The sequence below is a fragment of the Streptomyces sp. NPDC048196 genome, assembly GCF_040652715.1.
Taxonomy (GTDB): domain Bacteria; phylum Actinomycetota; class Actinomycetes; order Streptomycetales; family Streptomycetaceae; genus Streptomyces; species Streptomyces siderophoricus.
Genome location: NZ_JBEZMM010000040.1, coordinates 56268 through 74429, shown reverse-complemented (window position 1 = coordinate 74429; position 18162 = coordinate 56268). Strand labels below are relative to the sequence as shown.

Sequence of the window (18162 nt, the reverse complement as noted above, 5' to 3'; positions counted from 1 at the left end):
CCCGCCGCAGGCGCAACGGCGAACCACACCCGCGGCGGGACGGCCAGGTACATGCGGTGCGCCGCAAAGCGCAACGGCGACCAAGCCCCGCGGCGGAACAGACGGCTACGTGCGGTGCGCCGCAAAGCGCAACGGCGACCAAGCCCCGCGGCGGAACAGACGGCTACGTGCGGGGCGCCGCAAAGCGCAACGGCGAGACGACCCGCGGCGCAGCAGACGGGTACGTGGGAGGCGCCGCAAAGCGCAACGGCGACCAAGCCCCGCGGTGGAACAGACGGCTACGTGCGGTGCGCCGCAAAGCGCAACGGCGAGACGACCCGCGGCGCAGCAGACGGGTACGTGGGAGGCGCCGCAAAGCGCAACGGCGAGCCCCGCGGCCGGCCGGCCAGGTGCGTGGGGGAGACTGGAAGGAACCGTTAGTCCCGACAGGAGCCGATTTCATGCCCCGCCTCGCTCTCATGGCCCTTGCTGTGTGTGTTCTTGCCGTTGCCGCTGCCGTCGTTTCCTTCGTGGAGGGCAGCTTCGTGGGGATCGTGTGGGTGTTGCTGGCCGGTATCTCCAGCAACATGGCGTGGTTCTACGTGCGCAAGGCGAAGATCGAGCGGGAGCAGCAGGCCGCGGCCTCCGGCTGAGTCAGAGGAACTGCGGGTCCTGCCAGAAGCGGAAGAGTTCCTGGCCGAAGTAGGTGTCGGGGCGGGAGACGCCCAGACCGCGCAGGACCGTGTCCACCAGGCCGAAGAATGCCTGGTTGACCTCGGGGAGCCACAGCAGGGCGAAGACCGCCAGCAGGCCGAAGACCGCGTACGGCTCGATCTGGCGGCGCAGTGCCGGCGGCAGCCAGGGCTCGATCACGCCGTAGCCGTCCAGGCCGGGGACCGGCAGGAAGTTCAGGACCGTCGCGGTCACCTGGAGCAGGGCGAGGAACGCCAGGGCGAAGCGGAACGCGGCGGGGACGCCGGTGAGCCCGTCCAGCCAGAACGGGGCCGTGCAGACCACCGCGAAGGCCGCGTTGGTCAGGGGGCCGGCCGCCGAGATCAGGCTGTGCCGCCAGCGGCCGCGGATGCGGGCGTCCTCGATGTAGACCGCACCGCCCGGCAGGCCGATGCCGTTCACGATCAGGAAGATCAGCGGCAGGATGATGCTGAGCAGAAGATGGGTGTATTTGAGGGGATTCAGGGTGAGATAGCCCTTGGCCTCCACCGAGATGTCACCACTGTGCAGCGCGGTACGGGCGTGTGCGTACTCGTGCAGGCAGAGCGAGACCAGCCAGCCGGACGTGACGAACGCGAAGACCGCGACGCCGGTGTGCGTGCCGAGCGTTCCCTTCCAGACGGCCCAGCCGGACACCGCGAGGACGGCGACGAGCGCGAGGAAGACCGGGCTGATGCGCCGGTCGGCGCGCCGGATGGCGGTGGTCATGGTGCGGGCTCCCGGGGACGGTCTCGGCAGGGGCAGCCCCGACCGTAACCGCGTCGGGGCGGACCGCGCACGGGTACCGGCGTGGCCGGTCGTCGCCCGGAACGGAAACTCGGTGCAAAGCGGCCGCAACCCTGAACGACAATGGGCCGGTGCGCTATGGAATTCTCGGCACCGCCCAGGCCGACCGACCCGACGGCACCCCCGTGACCCTCGGCGGCGCCCGCCTGCGCGCGCTGCTCACCGCCCTCGCCCTGCGTCCGGGCCGGGCGCTGCCCGCCGAGGCGCTGATCGCCGACGTCTGGGGCATGGATCCGCCCGCCGACGCGCCCGGTGCGCTGCAGGCGCTGGTCGGCCGGCTGCGGCGGGCCCTCGGACATGCCGCGATCGCCTCGGTCGACGGCGGCTACCGGCTGTGCGCCGAGCCCGACGCCGTCGATCTGCACCGCTTCGAGCGGCTCACCGCGGACGGCGGCCGGGCACTCGCCGACGCCGATCCGGGCCGGGCCGTCGACCTGCTGGACGAGGCGCTGGCGCTGTGGCGCGGCCCGGCGCTCGCCGACCTGCCGGACGCGGGTAACGAGGCGGCCCGCGCGGACAGCCGCCGGCTGGACGCCCAGCGCACCCGCCTCGCCGCCGACCTCGCCCTCGGCCGGGCAGACCGGGCGCTGCCCGCCCTGCTCGCGCTGTGCCGGGAGCACCCCCTCGACGAGCCCCTCCAGGCCCTGCGACTGCGGGCGCTGCGCGCCGCGGGACGTACCGCGGAGGCGCTGGCCGCCTACGAGGAGATACGCACCGGCCTCGCCGACCGCCTCGGCGCCGACCCGGGCCCCGAGCTGCGGGCCCTGCACGCCGAGCTGCTGCGGCTCGGTGCGGACGGGCCGGACGCGGCCGTCGAGGAGGCCCCGGTGCCGCCGACCCGGCCCGCCGGGCGCGGGCCCGGCAACCTCCGTGCCCGGCTCACCTCCTTCGTCGGCCGGGACGCCGATCTCGCGGCGATCCGGTCCGATCTGGCCGAGCACCGGCTGGTGACCCTGCTGGGCCCGGGCGGCGCGGGCAAGACCCGGCTGTCGCAGGAGGGCGCGGAGAGCGCCGCCGCGGCCCGGCCGGGGGCCTGGCCGCACGGCGTGTGGCTGGCGGAGCTGGCGCCGGTGGACGATCCGCAGACCGTGCCGGAGGCGGTACTGACCGCGCTGGGCGCCCGCGAGACCGTCGTCCGCGGCACCACCGCCGAGGGCCTGCGGGCCGCCGCCGACCCGACCGCCCTGGACCCGCTCGGCCGGCTCGCCGAGCACTGCGCGGGACGCCGGATGCTGCTGGTCCTGGACAACTGCGAGCATGTGATCGGCGCCGCCGCCGCGCTCGCCGAGCGGCTGCTGGCCGACTGCCCGGGCGTCACCGTCCTGGCCACCAGCCGCGAGCCGCTGGCCGTACCGGGCGAGGTGCTGCGGCCGGTCGAGCCGCTGCCGGACCCGGTCGCGCTGCGGCTGCTGGCCGACCGGGGCGCCGCCGCCCGCCCCGGCTTCCGGATCGACGACGATGTCGCGGCCTGCACCGAGATCTGCCGCCGGCTGGACGGCCTGCCGCTCGCCGTCGAACTCGCCGCCGCCCGGCTCCGGCTGCTCACCCCCCGCCAGCTGGCCGACCGGCTCGACGACCGCTTCCGGCTGCTGACCAGCGGCAGCCGCACCGTGCTGCCCCGGCAGCAGACCCTGCGCGCGGTGGTCGACTGGTCCTGGGACCTCACCGACGAGCCCGAACGGGCGGTGCTGCGTCGGCTGTCCGTCTTCGCCGGCGGCTGCGACCTGGCCGCCGCGGAAGAGGTGTGCGCGGGCGACGGCGTCGAGGACTACGAGGTCGCCGGGCTGCTGGGATCGCTGATCGACAAGTCGCTGGTGGTGGCCGCGCCGGCCGACCAGGGGCGCGGCGTCGGCCGCTCCGGTGAGGGGACTCTCCCCTGGTCGGGCGGGGCCGAGAGCTCGGGGAACGGTGCCTGGACCGGGAGCCAGATGCGCTACCGGCTGCTGGAGACGGTGGGGGAGTACGCCGCGGAGCGGCTGGACGAGGCGGGGGAGCGGGCCGGCGCCGAGCGCCGGCACCTCGTCGCCTACCGCGAACTCGCCCGCACCACCGACCCGTTGCTGCGCGGCCCCGGCCAGGGCGCGGCCATGGAGCGGCTGGAGCTGGAGCACGACAACCTGCGCACCGCGCTGCGCCGGGCCATCGCGGCCGGGGACGAACACGAGGCGCTGTGCCTGGTGCTGTCCCTGCAGTGGTTCTGGTCGCTGCGCGACCACCGCAGCGACGCCCGCCACTGGGCCACCGCGGCCGGCGAGCTCGGCCCCAACCCCTACCTGACCCCCGTCGAACCGGCCCCCGCACTGCACCGGCGCCCCATCGACGCCCCGCCGCCGATGTCCCCCGAGCAGCTGGCCGAGGCCCGCCGCGAGGTCCGCCTGGTCGCGCTGACCAGCCTGGACAGCGACATCGAGGCGCTGCGCGACCCGGAGATGCAGCAGGAGCTGGCCGGGGTGCTCGCCGCCTACCACCCCGGACTGCCGCAGACCTGCAAGGTGCCCGGTGTGATGTGGTACTTCGCGGTGCTGCTCACCGGGCGGTTCGACGAACTGGCGGAGCTGATCGACGCCGCGGTGGCGGCCTGCCGCGACCACGGCTACGAATGGGAGCTGGCCTACGTCCTGCAGATGCGCTCCAAGATCTTCAACGACCGGCCCGGCGGACTGGCCCAGGCGTCCCGCGACGCCGACGAGGCACTGCGGATATTCCGCGCCGCCGGGGACGCCTGGGGCGCGGCCGAGGCCCTGTCCGGGCGCGGCGAGTCCCACGAGAAGCGGGGCGCGTACGAACTCGCGGCGCGCGACTACCGCGCGGCGATGGTGCACGCCGAGGAGTTGGGCGCGCACGGCCAGACCCTGCTGCTGCGCTGCCGGCTGGGTGCCGTGCTGATCGAGGCCGGCCAGGCGGAGCCCGGGGAGCGGATGCTGCGCGAGGTGCTGGCCGAGGCCGCGAAGGGCAGCAGCGGCCGGGACACCGAGCCGTTCGCCCGGCTGACCCTCGCGATGTGGCTGTCGGTGAGCGGACGGCCGCAGGAGGCGCGGGCCGAACTCCACACCGTCCAGGAGCTGTTCGTGCCGCGCGCTCCGGACCTGTTCGCCGGTGTCGTGGAGTCCTCGCTGATCTCGCTGGACATCGAGGAGGGCCGCACCGAGGGGTTGCTGCCGCGCTTCCGGGAGGCCCTTGCGCTGATGCAGGACGAGCTGACCCAGATGGTCGCCCCCGACCTGCCGGTGATCCAGCTCCTGACCGGCGCGCGGGTGCTGATGGCCGTACACGGCGAGGCGGCGGGCCGGGACGCGGCACGGCTGGTCGGGGCGTACGACGCACTGCGGGCCATCGGCCATGTGCCGACCCTGGTCATCCGCGACGAGCGGGCGCGCACCGAGGAGGCGGCGCGCAAGCTGCTGAGCGACGACGCCTATGCGCGCGCCTACGCCGAAGGCGGTGACCTCTCCCTCGAAGAGGCCACCGCCCTCATCTGACGCGAGCCGGGCGGAGGCTGCCGCCCCGCAGGGAAGCCCCCTGCGGGGCATGCGTCAGGTCTTCTTGCGGAACTTCGCCACCGCGAGCGGCATGGTGACGGCCGTGATGGCCACCGTCCAGCCGAGGGTGATCAGCGCCGGGTGCGCCACCGCGCCCTGGCCGTTGAGCAGTGCCCGGGCCGCGTCCGCCAGTGTGGAGAGCGGGTTGACCTTGGTGAAGCCCTCCAGCCAGCTGGGCATCGAGGTCGGCGGGGCGAAGATCGACGAGCCGAACTGCAACGGCATCAGCACGATCATCGCCATGCCCTGCACCGCCTGAGGGGTCTTCACCGAGAGCCCCAGCAGAATGAAGATCCACATCAGCGCCGCACCGAAGGCCGTGGACAGCACCACCGCCGCCACGAACTCCAGGACGCTGCCGCGGATTTCGAAGCCGAGCAGGAAGCCCATGCCGAGCAGGATCGCGGTGGCGATCAGCATCCGGCCGATCTCCACCACGATCTTGGCTATCAGGACCGAGGAGCGGGCGATGGGCATCGTCCGGAAGCGGTCCATCACGCCCTTGCGGAAGTCCTCGTTGACACCGGAGCCGACCGCCATGGCGATGTTCATGCCCATCATCGCCATCATGCCGGGGACCAGACGCTGGATGTACTCGTGCTGGTTGCCCTTGCCGGCTATCGCGCCGCCGAAGACGTAGGTGAACAGCAGGATGAAGATGACCGGCATCAGCAGGACGTCGAACATCGACTCCGGATCCTGCTTGATCTGCAGGGCGTTGCGCCGCACCAGGGCACCGATGTGCCGCAGATTGCCGCGCAGCCCGATCCGGCCCTCGTCCGCGCCGGGCTTGGAGAGCGGCGCCGTCATCGTCGCGGCACTCATGCCGATACCTCCGCGTACTGCTGGTCTTCCGTCAGGTCGTGCGACTCCGGGCCGCCGGAGGTCTTCTGGCCCGTGATGGCCAGGAACACCTCGTCCAGGCTGGGCAGATGGGTCGATATCCCGGCGAGCGCGAAACCGCGGCCGCCGAGCACCGCGACCACCGCGGTCAGCTGCTCGTCGCTGACGATCGGTACGTTGACCACACCCCCGTCGTGGTCAGCCGTCGCGCCCGCGATGCCGTCCAGCCCCGCCTGGGCGATCGCGCCGACCATCCGGTCGAGCTCACCGGGGTCGGCCGGCCGGATCTGCAGGGTCCGCCCGCCGACCTTGGCCTTGAGCTCGTCGACCCGGCCCTCGGCGATCACCCGGCCGCGGTCGATGACCGTCAGCTCGTTCGCCAACTGCTCGGCCTCTTCCATGTATTGCGTGGTCAGCAGGACCGTGGCGCCCTCGCGGACCATCCGCTGGACCTCCTCCCACACCTCGTTGCGGGTGCGGGGGTCCAGTCCGGTGGTCGGCTCGTCCAGATAGAGCACGGCCGGCCGGCCGATCATCGAGGCGGCGAGGTCCAGCCGGCGGCGCATACCGCCGGAGTACTTGGCGGCGGGCCGCTTGGCGGCCTCGGTCAGCGAGAACCGCTCCAGCATCTCGTCCGCGCGGGCGCGGGCGTCCTTACGGGAGAGGTCGAGCAACCGCCCGATCATGTAGAGGTTCTCCCAGCCGGAGAGCTTCTCGTCGACCGAGGCGTACTGCCCGGTCAGGCCGATCGTGCGGCGCAGCGCGCGGGGCTGGCGCACCACGTCGTAGCCCGCCACCACGGCACGGCCGGCGTCCGGCACAAGGAGGGTGGACAGGCAGCGCACGAGCGTGGTCTTGCCGGCCCCGTTGGGGCCGAGCACGCCGAGTACGGTGCCTTCCTTCACGTCCAGGTCCACTCCGTCGACGGCCTTGACGTCGCCGAAGTGCTTGACCAGACCGCGCACCTCCACGGCGTTGCCGCCCTTGGTGGTCATCGTCTGTCGCGTCATACCGTCAACGGTGCCAGGGGCCACCGACAACGCACCGATATTCCGCCTACAGCTGTGCCTCCCACGTACCCGTCTGCTGCGCCGCGGGGCTCGCCGTTGCGCTTTGCGGCGCCCCCCACGTAGCCGTCTGTCCCGCCGCGGGTGGTCTCGCCGTTGCGCGTTGCGGCGCCCCGCACGTACCCATCTGCTGCGCCGCGGGGCTTGCTCGCCGTTGCGCTTTGCGGCGCTCCGTACTTACTTGTCTCTCCCGTCGCGGGTGTTGTTCGCCGTTGCGCCTGCGGCGGGCTGGGTGGGTGTCGGGTGCGGTGACGGACCTCCGGGGCCTTATTCGTGGACTGCTGTCGCTTTACGTCCACGAACAAGGCCCCTCCGGCCCGTCCCCTCCCGTTGGGGGAGTGTGCAGGTGCGTGGGGGCGTGCGTTGTTGCGCGAGCATCTGGCGTAGTGAGGTCTTGGGAATGCCTGGCCCGGCACGTCGAGTTGTGGCCCCGCAGGGGGCCTTCGTGACCCTTACGGGTTCTGTTCGAGCGTCCCCTACGGGTCCGAAGGGCCCCTTGTACCCCCAACGCCCGCCCCCACTCACCTCTTCCCTTCCCTCAACGGGAGGGGACGGGCCGGAGGGGCCGGTGTTTGGGACGTAAAGCGTCAGCAGTCCCAAACACCGGCCCCGGAGGCCCGTCACCGCACCCAACACCCACCCAGCCCGCCGCAGGCGCAACGGCGAGACGCCCCGACGGCGGGACGGTCAGCCACATACGCGGCGCCGCAAAGCGCGCAACGGTGAGCAAGCCCCGCGGCGGGACGGCCAGCTACGTGCGCGGCGCCGCAAAGCGCGCAACGGCGAGCAAGCCCCGCGGCGGGACGGCCAGCTACGTGCGGAGCGCCGCAAAGCGCAACGGCGAACAGCCCCGCGGCGGGACAGACGGGTACGTGCGGGGCACGGTATAACGTGCCACCCCGTGAGCACGTTCATCTGGATCGCCGCCGCGATCATCCTCATCGGCATCTACCTCAGCTGGACGGCCGGCCGCCTCGACCGCCTGCATGCGCGCATCGATGCCGCCCGGGCGGCGCTCGATGCCCAGCTGCTGCGGCGCGCGTCCGTCGCGCAGGAGGTCGGGACGTCAGGGGTCCTCGACCCGGCCGCCTCGATCGTCCTGTACCAGGCCGCCCACGAGGCCCGGCAGGCCGAGGAGGACCACCGCGAGGTCGCCGAGAGCGAGCTGAGCCAGGCGCTGCGGGCCATCTTCGCCGAGGAGGCGCAGCTGGAGGCCGTACGGGAGGCACCCGGCGGCGAGCAGACGATCACCGAGCTCACCGCCGCGGTCCGCCGCGTCCCGATGGCCCGGCGGTTCCACAACGACGCCGTACGGGCCGCCCGCGCGGTCCGCCGCCACCGGGTGGTGCGATACTTCCGGCTCGCCGGCCACGCCCCGTTCCCGCTGGCCTTCGAGATGGACGACGAGCCGCCGGCCGTTCTCGACGACCGCTCGGCGGGCGGCTGAGCGGTGGCAGCAGGGCCCCGGGAAGCGCGTACGGCGGACCGGAGGCCGCCCGGGGGAGCGGGTACCGGGCCGCGGGGCGGATGGCCCCAACGAGCCACCGACCTTGAATTGGCCCTTTTCTTCGGCCGCTCACAAACGGTTGTGTGGTCGGCACGCACAACCACCCGCACTGAGTGAGGTCAAAACCGTGTCCAGCACGCCCACCACGTCCCAGAACCCCGAGACCGGAACCGCGCGCGTCAAGCGCGGAATGGCCGAGCAGCTCAAGGGCGGCGTGATCATGGACGTCGTCACGCCGGAAGAGGCCAAGATCGCCGAAGACGCCGGCGCCGTCGCCGTCATGGCCCTGGAGCGGGTCCCCGCCGACATCCGCAAGGACGGCGGCGTGGCCCGGATGTCCGACCCCGACATGATCGACGGCATCATCAACGCCGTCTCGATCCCGGTCATGGCCAAGTCCCGCATCGGCCACTTCGTCGAGGCCCAGGTCCTGCAGTCGCTGGGCGTCGACTACATCGACGAGTCCGAGGTCCTCACCCCGGCCGACGAGGTCAACCACTCCGACAAGTGGGCTTTCACCACCCCCTTCGTGTGCGGTGCCACCAACCTCGGCGAGGCCCTGCGCCGGATCGCCGAGGGCGCCGCGATGATCCGCTCCAAGGGCGAGGCCGGCACCGGCAACGTCGTCGAGGCGGTCCGTCACCTGCGCCAGATCAAGGGTGAGATCGCCAAGCTGCGCGGCTGTGACAACAACGAGCTGTACGCCGCCGCCAAGGACCTGCGCGCCCCGTTCGAGCTGGTCAAGGAGGTCGCCGAGCTCGGCAAGCTGCCGGTCGTGCTGTTCTCCGCCGGTGGCGTGGCCACCCCCGCCGACGCCGCGCTGATGCGCCAGCTCGGCGCCGAGGGCGTCTTCGTCGGCTCCGGCATCTTCAAGTCCGGCGACCCCGCCAAGCGCGCCGCCGCGATCGTGAAGGCCACCACCTTCTACGACGACCCGAAGGTCATCGCGGACGTCTCCCGCAACCTGGGCGAGGCCATGGTCGGCATCAACTGCGACACCCTCCCCGAGGCCGAGCGCTACGCCAACCGCGGCTGGTAAGGACGTACGAACGCAGATGAGCACCCCCACCATCGGTGTGCTGGCCCTCCAGGGCGACGTCCGCGAGCACCTCACCGCGCTCGCCGAGGCGGACGCCCTGGCCCGGCCGGTACGCCGTCCCGAGGAACTGGACGAGGTCGACGGCCTGGTCATCCCGGGCGGCGAGTCCACCACGATGTCCAAACTGGCGGTCGTCTTCGGCATGCTGGAGCCGCTGCGCGCCTTCGTCCGCGCGGGCAAGCCGGTCTACGGCACCTGCGCCGGCATGATCATGGTCGCGGACAAGCTGCTGGACGCCCGCGAGGACCAGGAGACGTTCGGCGGCGTCGACATGATCGTGCGCCGTAACGCGTTCGGGCGGCAGAACGAGTCGTTCGAGGCGGCCATCGACGTGCCCGGCATCCCCGGCGGGCCGGTCGAGGGCGTCTTCATCCGTGCGCCCTGGGTCGAGTCGGTCGGCGGGGACGTCGAGGTCCTGGCCACGTACGACGGGCACACCGTCGCCGTGCGGCAGGGTAACGTCCTTGCCACGTCCTTCCACCCGGAACTCACCGGGGACCACCGCGTCCACGCCCTGTTCGTGGACATGGTGCGGGCCGCGGCCGGGTGAGGCTGCGGCGATCAGGTGAGTAACACCGTGTGACGCGACCCCGGTAGGATCGACGGCGTTCGTTTCAGGATTGGTTACGCGAAGGAGACAGGCGGATGTCCGGCCACTCTAAATGGGCTACGACGAAGCACAAGAAGGCCGTGATCGATGCCAAGCGCGGCAAGCTCTTCGCGAAGCTGATCAAGAACATCGAGGTCGCTGCCCGTACGGGCGGCGCCGACCCGGACGGCAACCCGACCCTCTTCGACGCCATCCAGAAGGCCAAGAAGTCGTCGGTGCCGAACAAGAACATCGACTCCGCGGTCAAGCGCGGTGCCGGTCTCGAGGCGGGCGGCGCCGACTACGAGACGATCATGTACGAGGGTTACGGCCCCAACGGTGTCGCGGTGCTCATCGAGTGCCTCACCGACAACCGCAACCGTGCCGCCTCGGACGTCCGCGTCGCCATGACCCGCAACGGCGGTTCGATGGCCGACCCGGGCTCCGTCTCGTACCTCTTCAACCGCAAGGGCGTGGTGATCGTCCCCAAGGGCGAGCTGACCGAGGACGACGTCCTGACCGCGGTGCTCGACGCGGGTGCCGAGGAGGTCAACGACCTCGGTGAGTCCTTCGAGGTGCTCAGCGAGGCCACCGACCTGGTCGCGGTCCGCTCCGCCCTCCAGGAAGCCGGGATCGACTACGACTCGGCGGACGCCAACTTCGTCCCGACCATGCAGGTCGAGCTGGAGGAAGAGGGCGCACGCAAGATCTTCAAGCTGATCGACGCGCTGGAGGACAGCGACGACGTGCAGAACGTCTTCGCCAACTTCGACGTCTCGGACGACGTCATGGCCAAGGTCGACGCCTGAGCCGGATCACGGTCGATGCTTGAGCCGCACCAAGGTCGACGCCTGAGCCGCACCATGGCCTATGCCTGAACCGGATCACGGTCGATGCCTGAACCGGAACCAGGACGGACCTCGCACGGGCACCACAGCCGCGCACCGACGGGCCGACGGGGAGCACACCCCGTCGGCCCGTCGCGTTGTCGGCCGGCGGCATTGTCGTCGGCCTTGTCGGCGGGTGGCGTGGTCGGTGGGGGCGTGGTCGATGGGGGGCGTTGTCAGTGCCACCCGATACTGTGCTGAGCAGGGGATCTCCGCGCCCCCCATGGGGGAGGTGCGGGGTGAAACGGTCCGTCAGGCCGGCAGGCCGCCGGTCGGTTCGGCAGGCCGCCGGCCGGTTCGGCAGGTCCCCGGGCGGCAGCACGAGGGTGCGGCGGTCGTGGCGCGGTGCGTGAGAGGGGAGGCGTCGTGAAGGTGCTCGGGGTGGACCCGGGGCTGACCCGGTGCGGGGTCGGCGTGGTGGAAGGCGTGGCCGGGCGCCCGTTGACGATGGCGGGGGTCGGTGTCGTCCGCACCCCGGCCGACGCCGACGTCGCCCACCGTCTCGTCCTCATCGAGCGCGGCCTGGAGGAGTGGCTGGACCGCTACCGCCCCGAATTCGTCGCGGTGGAGCGGGTGTTCAGCCAGCACAACGTCCGTACGGTCATGGGCACCGCCCAGGCCAGCGCGGTGGCCATGCTCTGCGCCGCCCGCCGCGGACTGCCGGTCGCGCTGCACACCCCCAGCGAGGTCAAGGCCGCCGTCACCGGCTCGGGACGGGCCGACAAGGCCCAGGTCGGCGCGATGGTGACCCGGCTGCTGCGGCTCTCCGCCCCGCCCAAACCGGCCGACGCCGCGGACGCCCTGGCCCTTGCCATCTGCCACATATGGCGCGCCCCCGCGGTCAACCGCCTCCAGGCGGCGCAGGCCGCCGCCCGCCGCACCCCCGCTCCCGTACGTACGCCGAAGGGCACCCGATGATCGCCTTTGTCTCCGGCCCGGTCGCGGCCCTGGCCCCCGATGCCGCCGTCGTCGAGGTCGGCGGGATCGGCATGGCCGTCCAGTGCACGCCGAACACCCTCTCCGGCCTGCGCGTCGGCGAGCCGGCCCGGCTCGCCACCTCCCTCGTCGTCCGCGAGGACTCGCTCACCCTCTACGGTTTCGCCGACGACGACGAGCGGCAGACCTTCGAGCTGCTGCAGACCGCCAGCGGCGTCGGCCCCCGGCTGGCCCAGGCCATGCTCGCCGTGCACTCCCCGGACGCCCTGCGGCTGGCGGTCGCCACCGGCGACGAGAAGGCCCTCACCGCCGTGCCCGGCATCGGCAAGAAGGGTGCGCAGAAGCTGCTGCTGGAGCTGAAGGACCGGCTCGGCGAGCCGGTGGGCAGCCGTCGTCCGGCGGCCGCCGCCGCGGGCCCGGCCGGCTGGCGCGACCAGCTGCAGGCCGCCCTGATCGGCCTCGGCTACGCCACCCGGGAGGCGGACGAGGCGGTCGCCGCGGTCGCCCCGCAGGCCGAGGCCGCCGTCGCCGAGGGCGGCGCCCCCCAGGTGCCGCAGCTGCTCAAGGCCGCCCTGCAGACCCTCAACCGCGCCCGATGACCGCCGCCGCGGGCGTCGCCCCGCGCCGTGCGCGGTGCCCCGGCCCGCGACCGTACGACCCGACCGGCGGCCCGGCCGCCCCGACCCCGCGAGGCATTCCGCAGTGAACTGGGACGACACCGCACCGTCCACCGACGACGCCGCCCCGGCCGGCCCCGACCGGCTGGTCGGCGCCGACGCGGACGGTGAGGACACCGCCGTCGAGGCCGCGCTGCGGCCCAAGGACCTCCAGGAGTTCGTCGGCCAGGAGCGGGTGCGCGAACAGCTCGACCTGGTCCTGCGCGCCGCCCGCGCCCGCGGCGCCACCGCCGACCACGTCCTGCTCTCCGGCGCGCCCGGCCTCGGCAAGACGACCCTGTCGATGATCATCGCCGCCGAGATGGGCGCCCCGATCCGGATCACCTCCGGCCCGGCCATCCAGCACGCCGGCGACCTCGCCGCGATCCTCTCCTCCCTCCAGGAGGGCGAGGTCCTCTTCCTCGACGAGATCCACCGGATGTCCCGGCCCGCCGAGGAGATGCTCTACATGGCGATGGAGGACTTCCGCGTCGACGTGATCGTCGGGAAGGGCCCGGGCGCCACCGCCATCCCGCTCGAACTTCCGCCGTTCACGCTGGTCGGGGCCACGACCCGGGCCGGTCTGCTGCCGCCGCCGCTGCGCGACCGCTTCGGCTTCACCGCCCACATGGAGTTCTACGCCCCCGAGGAGCTCCAGCGGGTCATCCACCGCTCGGCCGGCCTGTTGGACGTCGCCCTGGAGGCGGACGGCGCCGCCGAGATCGCCGGCCGCTCCCGGGGCACGCCCCGGATCGCCAACCGCCTGCTGCGCCGGGTCCGCGACTACGCCCAGGTCAAGGCCGACGGCGTGATCACCCGCGAGATCGCCTCGCAGGCCCTGGGGGTCTACGAGGTCGACGCGCGCGGCCTGGACCGCCTCGACCGTGCGGTGCTCACCGCCCTGCTCAAGCTGTTCGGCGGCGGCCCGGTGGGCCTGTCCACGCTGGCAGTGGCGGTGGGGGAGGAGCGCGAGACCGTCGAGGAGGTCGCCGAGCCGTTCCTCGTACGGGAGGGCCTGCTCGCCCGGACCCCGCGCGGACGGATCGCCACCCCGGCGGCCTGGGCGCATCTGGGGATGGTTCCGCCGCAGCACCAAGCGGGCGGAAACGGTCAGCAGGGCCTGTTCGGGGCGTGACGGCGCGGGGACTCGCCCGGGCAGGAACTGCGGTGCGATGCTGGGCGTTGTTCCACTGGTGGGGACTCGCTTAGACTCCGCCGATGCCGTCCGTAGGGGCCGGCATACCACCCCCGTATATGAGGCCGCGGATGCGCGGTCGTGCGAAGGATCTTCGTCCCGTGCCCAACATCGTCTCTCTCCTCCCCTTCATCGTCCTCATCGGGGCCATGTTCCTGATGACGCGGTCCGCCAAGAAGAAGCAGCAGGCGGCCGCGCAGATGCGCAACCAGATGCAGCCGGGCGCCGGCGTGCGCACGATCGGCGGCATGTACGCCACCGTCAAGGAGGTCCACGAGGACACCGTCCTCCTGGAGGTCGCCCCCGGCGTGCACGCCATCTACGCCAAGAACGCCATCGGCGCAGTGCTCGCGGACGAGGAGTACAACCGCATCCTGGACGGGGCCGACCCGATCCACGCCGAGGAGACCGTCGTCCCCGACGACGCCTCGTCGCTGACCGGCGGCACCGCCGGCGAAGCCACCGAAACGGGTGACAAGGCCGACAAGATCGACCTGGGCAAGGCCGCGACGCCGGCCGACGCCGAGCCCGCCGCCGAGCAGACCGCGGCCGACGAGGCCGTGGCCGGCAAGGAAACCAAGGACGCCGGGGACGGCGTCAAGGCCGACGCGGACGCCGCCGAGAAGGACAAGAAGGCCGGCGGCGACGACGCGAAGTAGTCCCTTCCACGGAACCGCGGAGCACGCGTCGAGGCGTGCACCGCGGTTCCGGGACGGTCTAGGCTCCGGCGGGGGCAGGTCCCCACAACACTTCGTGGCCGCTCGGCCGATACCCCAGGCCGAGGGGTTGGACAGGGAGAATCGAGAAGGTGGCAGCACCGAAAAAGGGCCGCAGGGCGCCCGCGGGCCAGGGGCATCCGGTCCGCACCCTGCTCCTGGTCCTGATCGCGATGGCGGGGCTGATCGGAGGCATGTTCTACTCCGGCACCAAGGCGCCCCGGCTGGGCATCGACCTGGCCGGCGGCACGAGCTTCACGCTCCAGGCCGAGAACATGCCGGGCAGGCCCAACGCGATCAACGAGACCAACATGAAGACCGCCGCCGACATCATGGACCGGCGGGTCAACGGTCTGGGCGTCTCCGAGACCGAGGTCCAGACGCAGGGCACCAACCACATCATCGTGAACATCCCCCGGGGGACGAACGCGAAGCAGGCCCGCCAGCAGGTCGGCACCACCGCCCAGCTCGGCTTCCGCCCGGTGCTGACCACCACCGTGGGCACGAAGACCCCCGAGCCGAAGCCCAGCCCGTCGCAGAGCGGCAAGAACGCCAAGGGCAAGGGCGGCCAGCAGGCCGGCGGCACCCAGCAGCACGCCTCCTCCTCGCCGAAGCCCGACGCGAAGCCCTCGACCCAGGGCCGCGCCGTCACGGACTCCCTGAAGAAGGCGCCGTCCGCCAAGCCCACCCCCTCGGGCTCGGCCAAGCCCTCCACGCCTCCGACGCCCCCGGCGCCCGGTGGCGACCAGATCCCGCCGGCCCTCCAGAAGCAGCTGAACGCACTCGACTGCTCGACGAAGCAGGGCCGCGCCGCCGCCGGTGAGCAGGCCGCCGCGGCCAAGCCCGCCGACCCGGTCGTGGCCTGCAACACCGAGGGCACGCAGAAGTACGTGCTCGGCCCGGTGGCCGTCCAGGGCACCGACGTCAAGGGCGCCAAGGCCGTCTTCGACAGCCAGCAGGGCCAGGGCTGGATCGTCCAGATGGACTTCACCTCCGACGGCGGCAAGAAGTTCGCGGACATCACCGGCAAGCTCGCCACCAAGGCGCAGCCGCAGAACCAGTTCGCGATCGTCCTGGACGGCCGGGTGGTCTCCGACCCGCGGGTCAGCGAGCGGCTCAACGGCGGCAACGCCACCATCTCCGGCGGCTTCACCCAGCAGTCCGCGCAGGACCTGGGCAACATGCTCTCCTACGGTGCCCTGCCGCTCTCCTTCAAGATCGTCGACGAGACCACGGTCACCGCGGCGCTCGGCGGTGAGCAGCTGCACGCCGGTCTGATCGCCGGCGCGATCGGTCTGGGGCTGGTCGTGATCTACCTCGTCGCCTACTACCGGGGCCTGGCGCTGGTCGCGCTGGCGAGCCTCTGCGTCTCGGCGATCCTGACGTACGCGATCATGACGCTGCTCGGGCCGGCCATCCAGTTCGCGCTGAACCTCCCGGCGGTCTGTGGCGCCATCGTCGCCATCGGTATCACCGCCGACTCGTTCATCGTCTACTTCGAACGCATCCGGGACGAGATCCGCGAGGGCCGCACTCTGCGTCCGGCCGTCGAGCGCGGCTGGCCGCGGGCCCGCCGGACGATCCTGGTCTCCGACTTCGTGTCGTTCCTGGCCGCCGCGGTGCTGTTCGCGGTCACCGTCGGCAAGGTCCAGGGCTTCGCGTTCACGCTCGGCCTGACCACCGTGCTCGACGTCGTCGTGGTCTTCCTCTTCACCAAGCCGCTGATGACGCTGCTGGCCCGCCGGAAGTTCTTCGCCGACGGGCACCCCTGGTCCGGCCTCGACCCCAAGCGCCTGGGCGCCAAGCCGCCGCTGCGCCGTCGTCGCACCGCCCCCACCCAGACGAAGGAGGCGTGAGATGTCCAAGCTCGGAAGCATCGGCGCCCGGCTCTACCGCGGTGAGGTCGGCTACGACTTCATCGGCAAGCGGAAGATCTGGTACGGCATCTCGATCCTCATCACCATCACGGCCATCGTCGGCCTGGCGGTGCGCGGTCTGAACATGGGCATCGAGTTCTCGGGCGGCGCGGTCTTCTCGACCCCGGCGACCTCGGTGTCGACCGCGGAGGCGCAGGACCGGGCCGAGTCCGCGTCCGGCGGCCACCAGGCCGTGGTGCAGAAGCTCGGCGACGGTGCGCTGCGGATCCAGATCGGCGGTCTGGACACCAAGCAGGCGGTGCCGGTCCAGGAGCAGCTCGCCAAGGACCTGAAGGTCCCGGTCAACGACGTCAACACCCAGCTGGTCGGCCCGAGTTGGGGCGAGGAGATCGCCAACAAGGCCTGGCTGGGCCTGGGCATCTTCATGGTCCTGGTGGTCCTCTACCTGGCCATCGCCTTCGAGTGGCGGATGGCGCTGGCCGCCCTGATCGCGCTGATCCACGACCTCACGATCACCGTCGGCGTCTACGCCCTGGTCGGCTTCGAGGTCACCCCGGGCACGGTCATCGGTCTGCTGACCATCCTCGGCTACTCGCTGTACGACACGGTCGTCGTCTTCGACAGCCTCAAGGAAGCCTCCAAGGACCTCACCAAGCAGACCCGCTTCACCTACAGCGAGATCGCCAACCGCTCGATCAACGGCACGCTGGTGCGGTCCATCAACACCACCGTCGTGGCGCTGCTCCCGGTCGCCGGTCTGCTGTTCGTCGGCGGCGGTCTGCTGGGCGCGGGCATGCTCAACGACATCTCGCTGGCCCTGTTCGTCGGTCTCGCGGCCGGTGCGTACTCCTCGATCTTCATCGCGACCCCGCTGGTCACCGACCTCAAGAACCGCGAGCCGGAGATCAAGGCGCTGGCCAAGCGGGTCAAGGCCAAGCGCGCCGCGGCCGCCGCCAAGGCCGCGAGCCAGGAGGAGGGCCCGCAGGCGTCCGACGACGCGGCGGACGGTACGGACGGCCCCGCGGTCGTCGGCCCCCGCCACCAGCCCGCCGCCCGCAACCGCGGACGCGGCCGCCCGTCGGGCAAGCGCCGATGAGCGCGCCCGCAGCCCTGCGGGAGCTGCTGCTCAGCAAGATCGCGGACGTGCCGGACCATCCCAAGCCGGGCGTGATGTTCAAGGACATCACCCCGCTGCTGGCCGATCCGGCGGCGTTCGGCGCGCTCACCGACGCCCTCGCCGGGCTGTGCGCGCAGCACGGCGCGGACAAGGTCGTGGGCCTGGAGGCGCGCGGGTTCATACTCGCCGCCCCCGTCGCGGTCCGGGCCGGCCTCGGCTTCGTACCCGTCCGCAAGGCCGGCAAGCTGCCCGGCGCGACGCTCGGGCAGTCCTACGAGCTGGAGTACGGCTCCGCCGAGATCGAGATGCACGCCGATGCGCTGACGCCGGGGGAGCGGGTGCTGGTGATCGACGACGTGCTGGCCACCGGCGGCACCGCCGACGCCTCGCTGCAGCTGATCCGCCGGGCCGGCGCCGAGGTCGCCGGCGTCGCGGTGCTGATGGAGCTCGGCTTCCTCGCCGGCCGCCGGCGCCTGGAGCCGGGCCTGCAGGGCGCCCCGCTGGAGGCGCTGATCACGGTCTGACCAGGCCACCTCACACGCTGGACAAGCAGGGGCATCCGGAACAATCCGGGTGCCCCTGCTGCTGTGTCATGTACGTACTCATGGCCGCGCGGCGGTTGCGGCCCCGGGCTCGA

16 protein-coding genes are annotated in these 18162 nt (G+C 72.2%); 13 read left to right on the top strand and 3 right to left on the bottom strand.

The annotated features are described in order from the left end of the window. The first annotated feature begins 440 nt into the window (after nucleotides 1-440). Entirely contained in the window at nucleotides 441-632 is a 192-nt protein-coding gene (locus AB0E02_RS29630) for a hypothetical protein (protein ID WP_362144682.1), read from the top strand. A 1-nt stretch (nucleotide 633) separates the two neighbouring features. Here the strand turns inward: AB0E02_RS29630 and AB0E02_RS29625 are convergent, their stop codons facing one another. Next, the gene (locus tag AB0E02_RS29625; protein WP_362144680.1) at nucleotides 634-1419 is read right to left on the bottom strand and encodes a site-2 protease family protein; all 786 of its coding nucleotides are present in this window, start codon (nucleotides 1417-1419) and stop codon (nucleotides 634-636) included. Between the two features lie 149 nt (nucleotides 1420-1568). Between AB0E02_RS29625 and AB0E02_RS29620 the strand changes: the two genes are divergently transcribed. Further along, nucleotides 1569-4976: a BTAD domain-containing putative transcriptional regulator gene (locus tag AB0E02_RS29620; protein WP_362144677.1), complete on the top strand. Its 3408-nt coding sequence runs from the start codon at nucleotides 1569-1571 to the stop codon at nucleotides 4974-4976. 54 nt (nucleotides 4977-5030) lie between these two features. Here AB0E02_RS29620 and AB0E02_RS29615 read toward each other — a convergent pair whose 3' ends face one another. Together AB0E02_RS29615 and AB0E02_RS29610 are read right to left on the bottom strand one after the other, a co-directional pair. Further along, nucleotides 5031-5861 (bottom strand): ABC transporter permease, encoded by an 831-nt coding sequence (locus AB0E02_RS29615; protein WP_362144674.1) that lies wholly within the window; start codon nucleotides 5859-5861, stop codon nucleotides 5031-5033. Continuing rightward, complete coding sequence (locus tag AB0E02_RS29610) at nucleotides 5858-6889, bottom strand: ATP-binding cassette domain-containing protein (protein ID WP_362144671.1); 1032 nt, start codon at nucleotides 6887-6889, stop codon at nucleotides 5858-5860. The genes AB0E02_RS29615 and AB0E02_RS29610 overlap by 4 nt, the downstream gene beginning before the upstream one ends. A gap of 958 nt (nucleotides 6890-7847) precedes the next feature. Here AB0E02_RS29610 and AB0E02_RS29605 point away from each other — a divergent pair. The 11 genes from AB0E02_RS29605 to AB0E02_RS29555 all read left to right on the top strand — a co-directional run bounded on the left by AB0E02_RS29605 (nucleotide 7848) and on the right by AB0E02_RS29555 (nucleotide 18049). Further along, nucleotides 7848-8393 carry a hypothetical protein gene (locus tag AB0E02_RS29605; RefSeq protein ID WP_030415312.1) on the top strand — a complete coding sequence of 182 codons (546 nt, stop codon included), beginning with the start codon at nucleotides 7848-7850 and terminating at the stop codon, nucleotides 8391-8393. 187 nt (nucleotides 8394-8580) lie between these two features. Then, entirely contained in the window at nucleotides 8581-9492 is a 912-nt protein-coding gene (gene pdxS / locus AB0E02_RS29600) for a pyridoxal 5'-phosphate synthase lyase subunit PdxS (protein ID WP_362144667.1), read from the top strand. 16 nt (nucleotides 9493-9508) lie between these two features. Further along, nucleotides 9509-10102: a pyridoxal 5'-phosphate synthase glutaminase subunit PdxT gene (gene pdxT / locus AB0E02_RS29595; RefSeq protein ID WP_362144664.1), complete on the top strand. Its 594-nt coding sequence runs from the start codon at nucleotides 9509-9511 to the stop codon at nucleotides 10100-10102. A 95-nt stretch (nucleotides 10103-10197) separates the two neighbouring features. After that, a complete protein-coding gene (locus AB0E02_RS29590) occupies nucleotides 10198-10950 on the top strand; it encodes a YebC/PmpR family DNA-binding transcriptional regulator (RefSeq protein WP_362144661.1) in 753 nt (250 codons plus the stop codon). A 444-nt stretch (nucleotides 10951-11394) separates the two neighbouring features. Next, entirely contained in the window at nucleotides 11395-11946 is a 552-nt protein-coding gene (gene ruvC / locus AB0E02_RS29585) for a crossover junction endodeoxyribonuclease RuvC (RefSeq protein WP_037809426.1), read from the top strand. Beyond that, nucleotides 11943-12563 (top strand): Holliday junction branch migration protein RuvA, encoded by a 621-nt coding sequence (ruvA, locus tag AB0E02_RS29580; protein ID WP_362144658.1) that lies wholly within the window; start codon nucleotides 11943-11945, stop codon nucleotides 12561-12563. Before ruvC ends, ruvA begins: the two co-directional genes overlap by 4 nt. 103 nt (nucleotides 12564-12666) lie before the next feature. Beyond that, nucleotides 12667-13755 carry a Holliday junction branch migration DNA helicase RuvB gene (gene ruvB, locus AB0E02_RS29575; RefSeq protein ID WP_362144655.1) on the top strand — a complete coding sequence of 363 codons (1089 nt, stop codon included), beginning with the start codon at nucleotides 12667-12669 and terminating at the stop codon, nucleotides 13753-13755. A 161-nt stretch (nucleotides 13756-13916) separates the two neighbouring features. After that, nucleotides 13917-14474, top strand: coding sequence for a preprotein translocase subunit YajC (yajC, locus tag AB0E02_RS29570; RefSeq protein ID WP_362144652.1), 558 nt, complete (start codon nucleotides 13917-13919; stop codon nucleotides 14472-14474). A 149-nt stretch (nucleotides 14475-14623) separates the two neighbouring features. Next, nucleotides 14624-16387, top strand: coding sequence for a protein translocase subunit SecD (secD, locus tag AB0E02_RS29565; RefSeq protein WP_362144649.1), 1764 nt, complete (start codon nucleotides 14624-14626; stop codon nucleotides 16385-16387). A 1-nt stretch (nucleotide 16388) separates the two neighbouring features. Then, nucleotides 16389-17504: a protein translocase subunit SecF gene (gene secF / locus AB0E02_RS29560; RefSeq protein ID WP_362144646.1), complete on the top strand. Its 1116-nt coding sequence runs from the start codon at nucleotides 16389-16391 to the stop codon at nucleotides 17502-17504. Beyond that, nucleotides 17501-18049: an adenine phosphoribosyltransferase gene (locus AB0E02_RS29555; RefSeq protein ID WP_362144643.1), complete on the top strand. Its 549-nt coding sequence runs from the start codon at nucleotides 17501-17503 to the stop codon at nucleotides 18047-18049. Before secF ends, AB0E02_RS29555 begins: the two co-directional genes overlap by 4 nt. Nucleotides 18050-18162 lie beyond the last annotated feature (113 nt).

What these genes read in the sequence shown, in the direction of transcription:
- AB0E02_RS29630 (WP_362144682.1), top strand. Translation starts at nt 441, where the DNA reads ATGCCCCGCCTCGCTCTCATGGCCCTTGCTGTGTGTGTTCTTGCCGTT.
- AB0E02_RS29625 (WP_362144680.1), bottom strand. Translation starts at nt 1,419, where the DNA reads ATGACCACCGCCATCCGGCGCGCCGACCGGCGCATCAGCCCGGTCTTC.
- AB0E02_RS29615 (WP_362144674.1), bottom strand. Translation starts at nt 5,861, where the DNA reads ATGAGTGCCGCGACGATGACGGCGCCGCTCTCCAAGCCCGGCGCGGAC.
- AB0E02_RS29610 (WP_362144671.1), bottom strand. Translation starts at nt 6,889, where the DNA reads ATGACGCGACAGACGATGACCACCAAGGGCGGCAACGCCGTGGAGGTG.
- pdxT (WP_362144664.1), top strand. Translation starts at nt 9,509, where the DNA reads ATGAGCACCCCCACCATCGGTGTGCTGGCCCTCCAGGGCGACGTCCGC.
- AB0E02_RS29590 (WP_362144661.1), top strand. Translation starts at nt 10,198, where the DNA reads ATGTCCGGCCACTCTAAATGGGCTACGACGAAGCACAAGAAGGCCGTG.
- ruvA (WP_362144658.1), top strand. Translation starts at nt 11,943, where the DNA reads ATGATCGCCTTTGTCTCCGGCCCGGTCGCGGCCCTGGCCCCCGATGCC.
- secF (WP_362144646.1), top strand. Translation starts at nt 16,389, where the DNA reads ATGTCCAAGCTCGGAAGCATCGGCGCCCGGCTCTACCGCGGTGAGGTC.
- AB0E02_RS29555 (WP_362144643.1), top strand. Translation starts at nt 17,501, where the DNA reads ATGAGCGCGCCCGCAGCCCTGCGGGAGCTGCTGCTCAGCAAGATCGCG.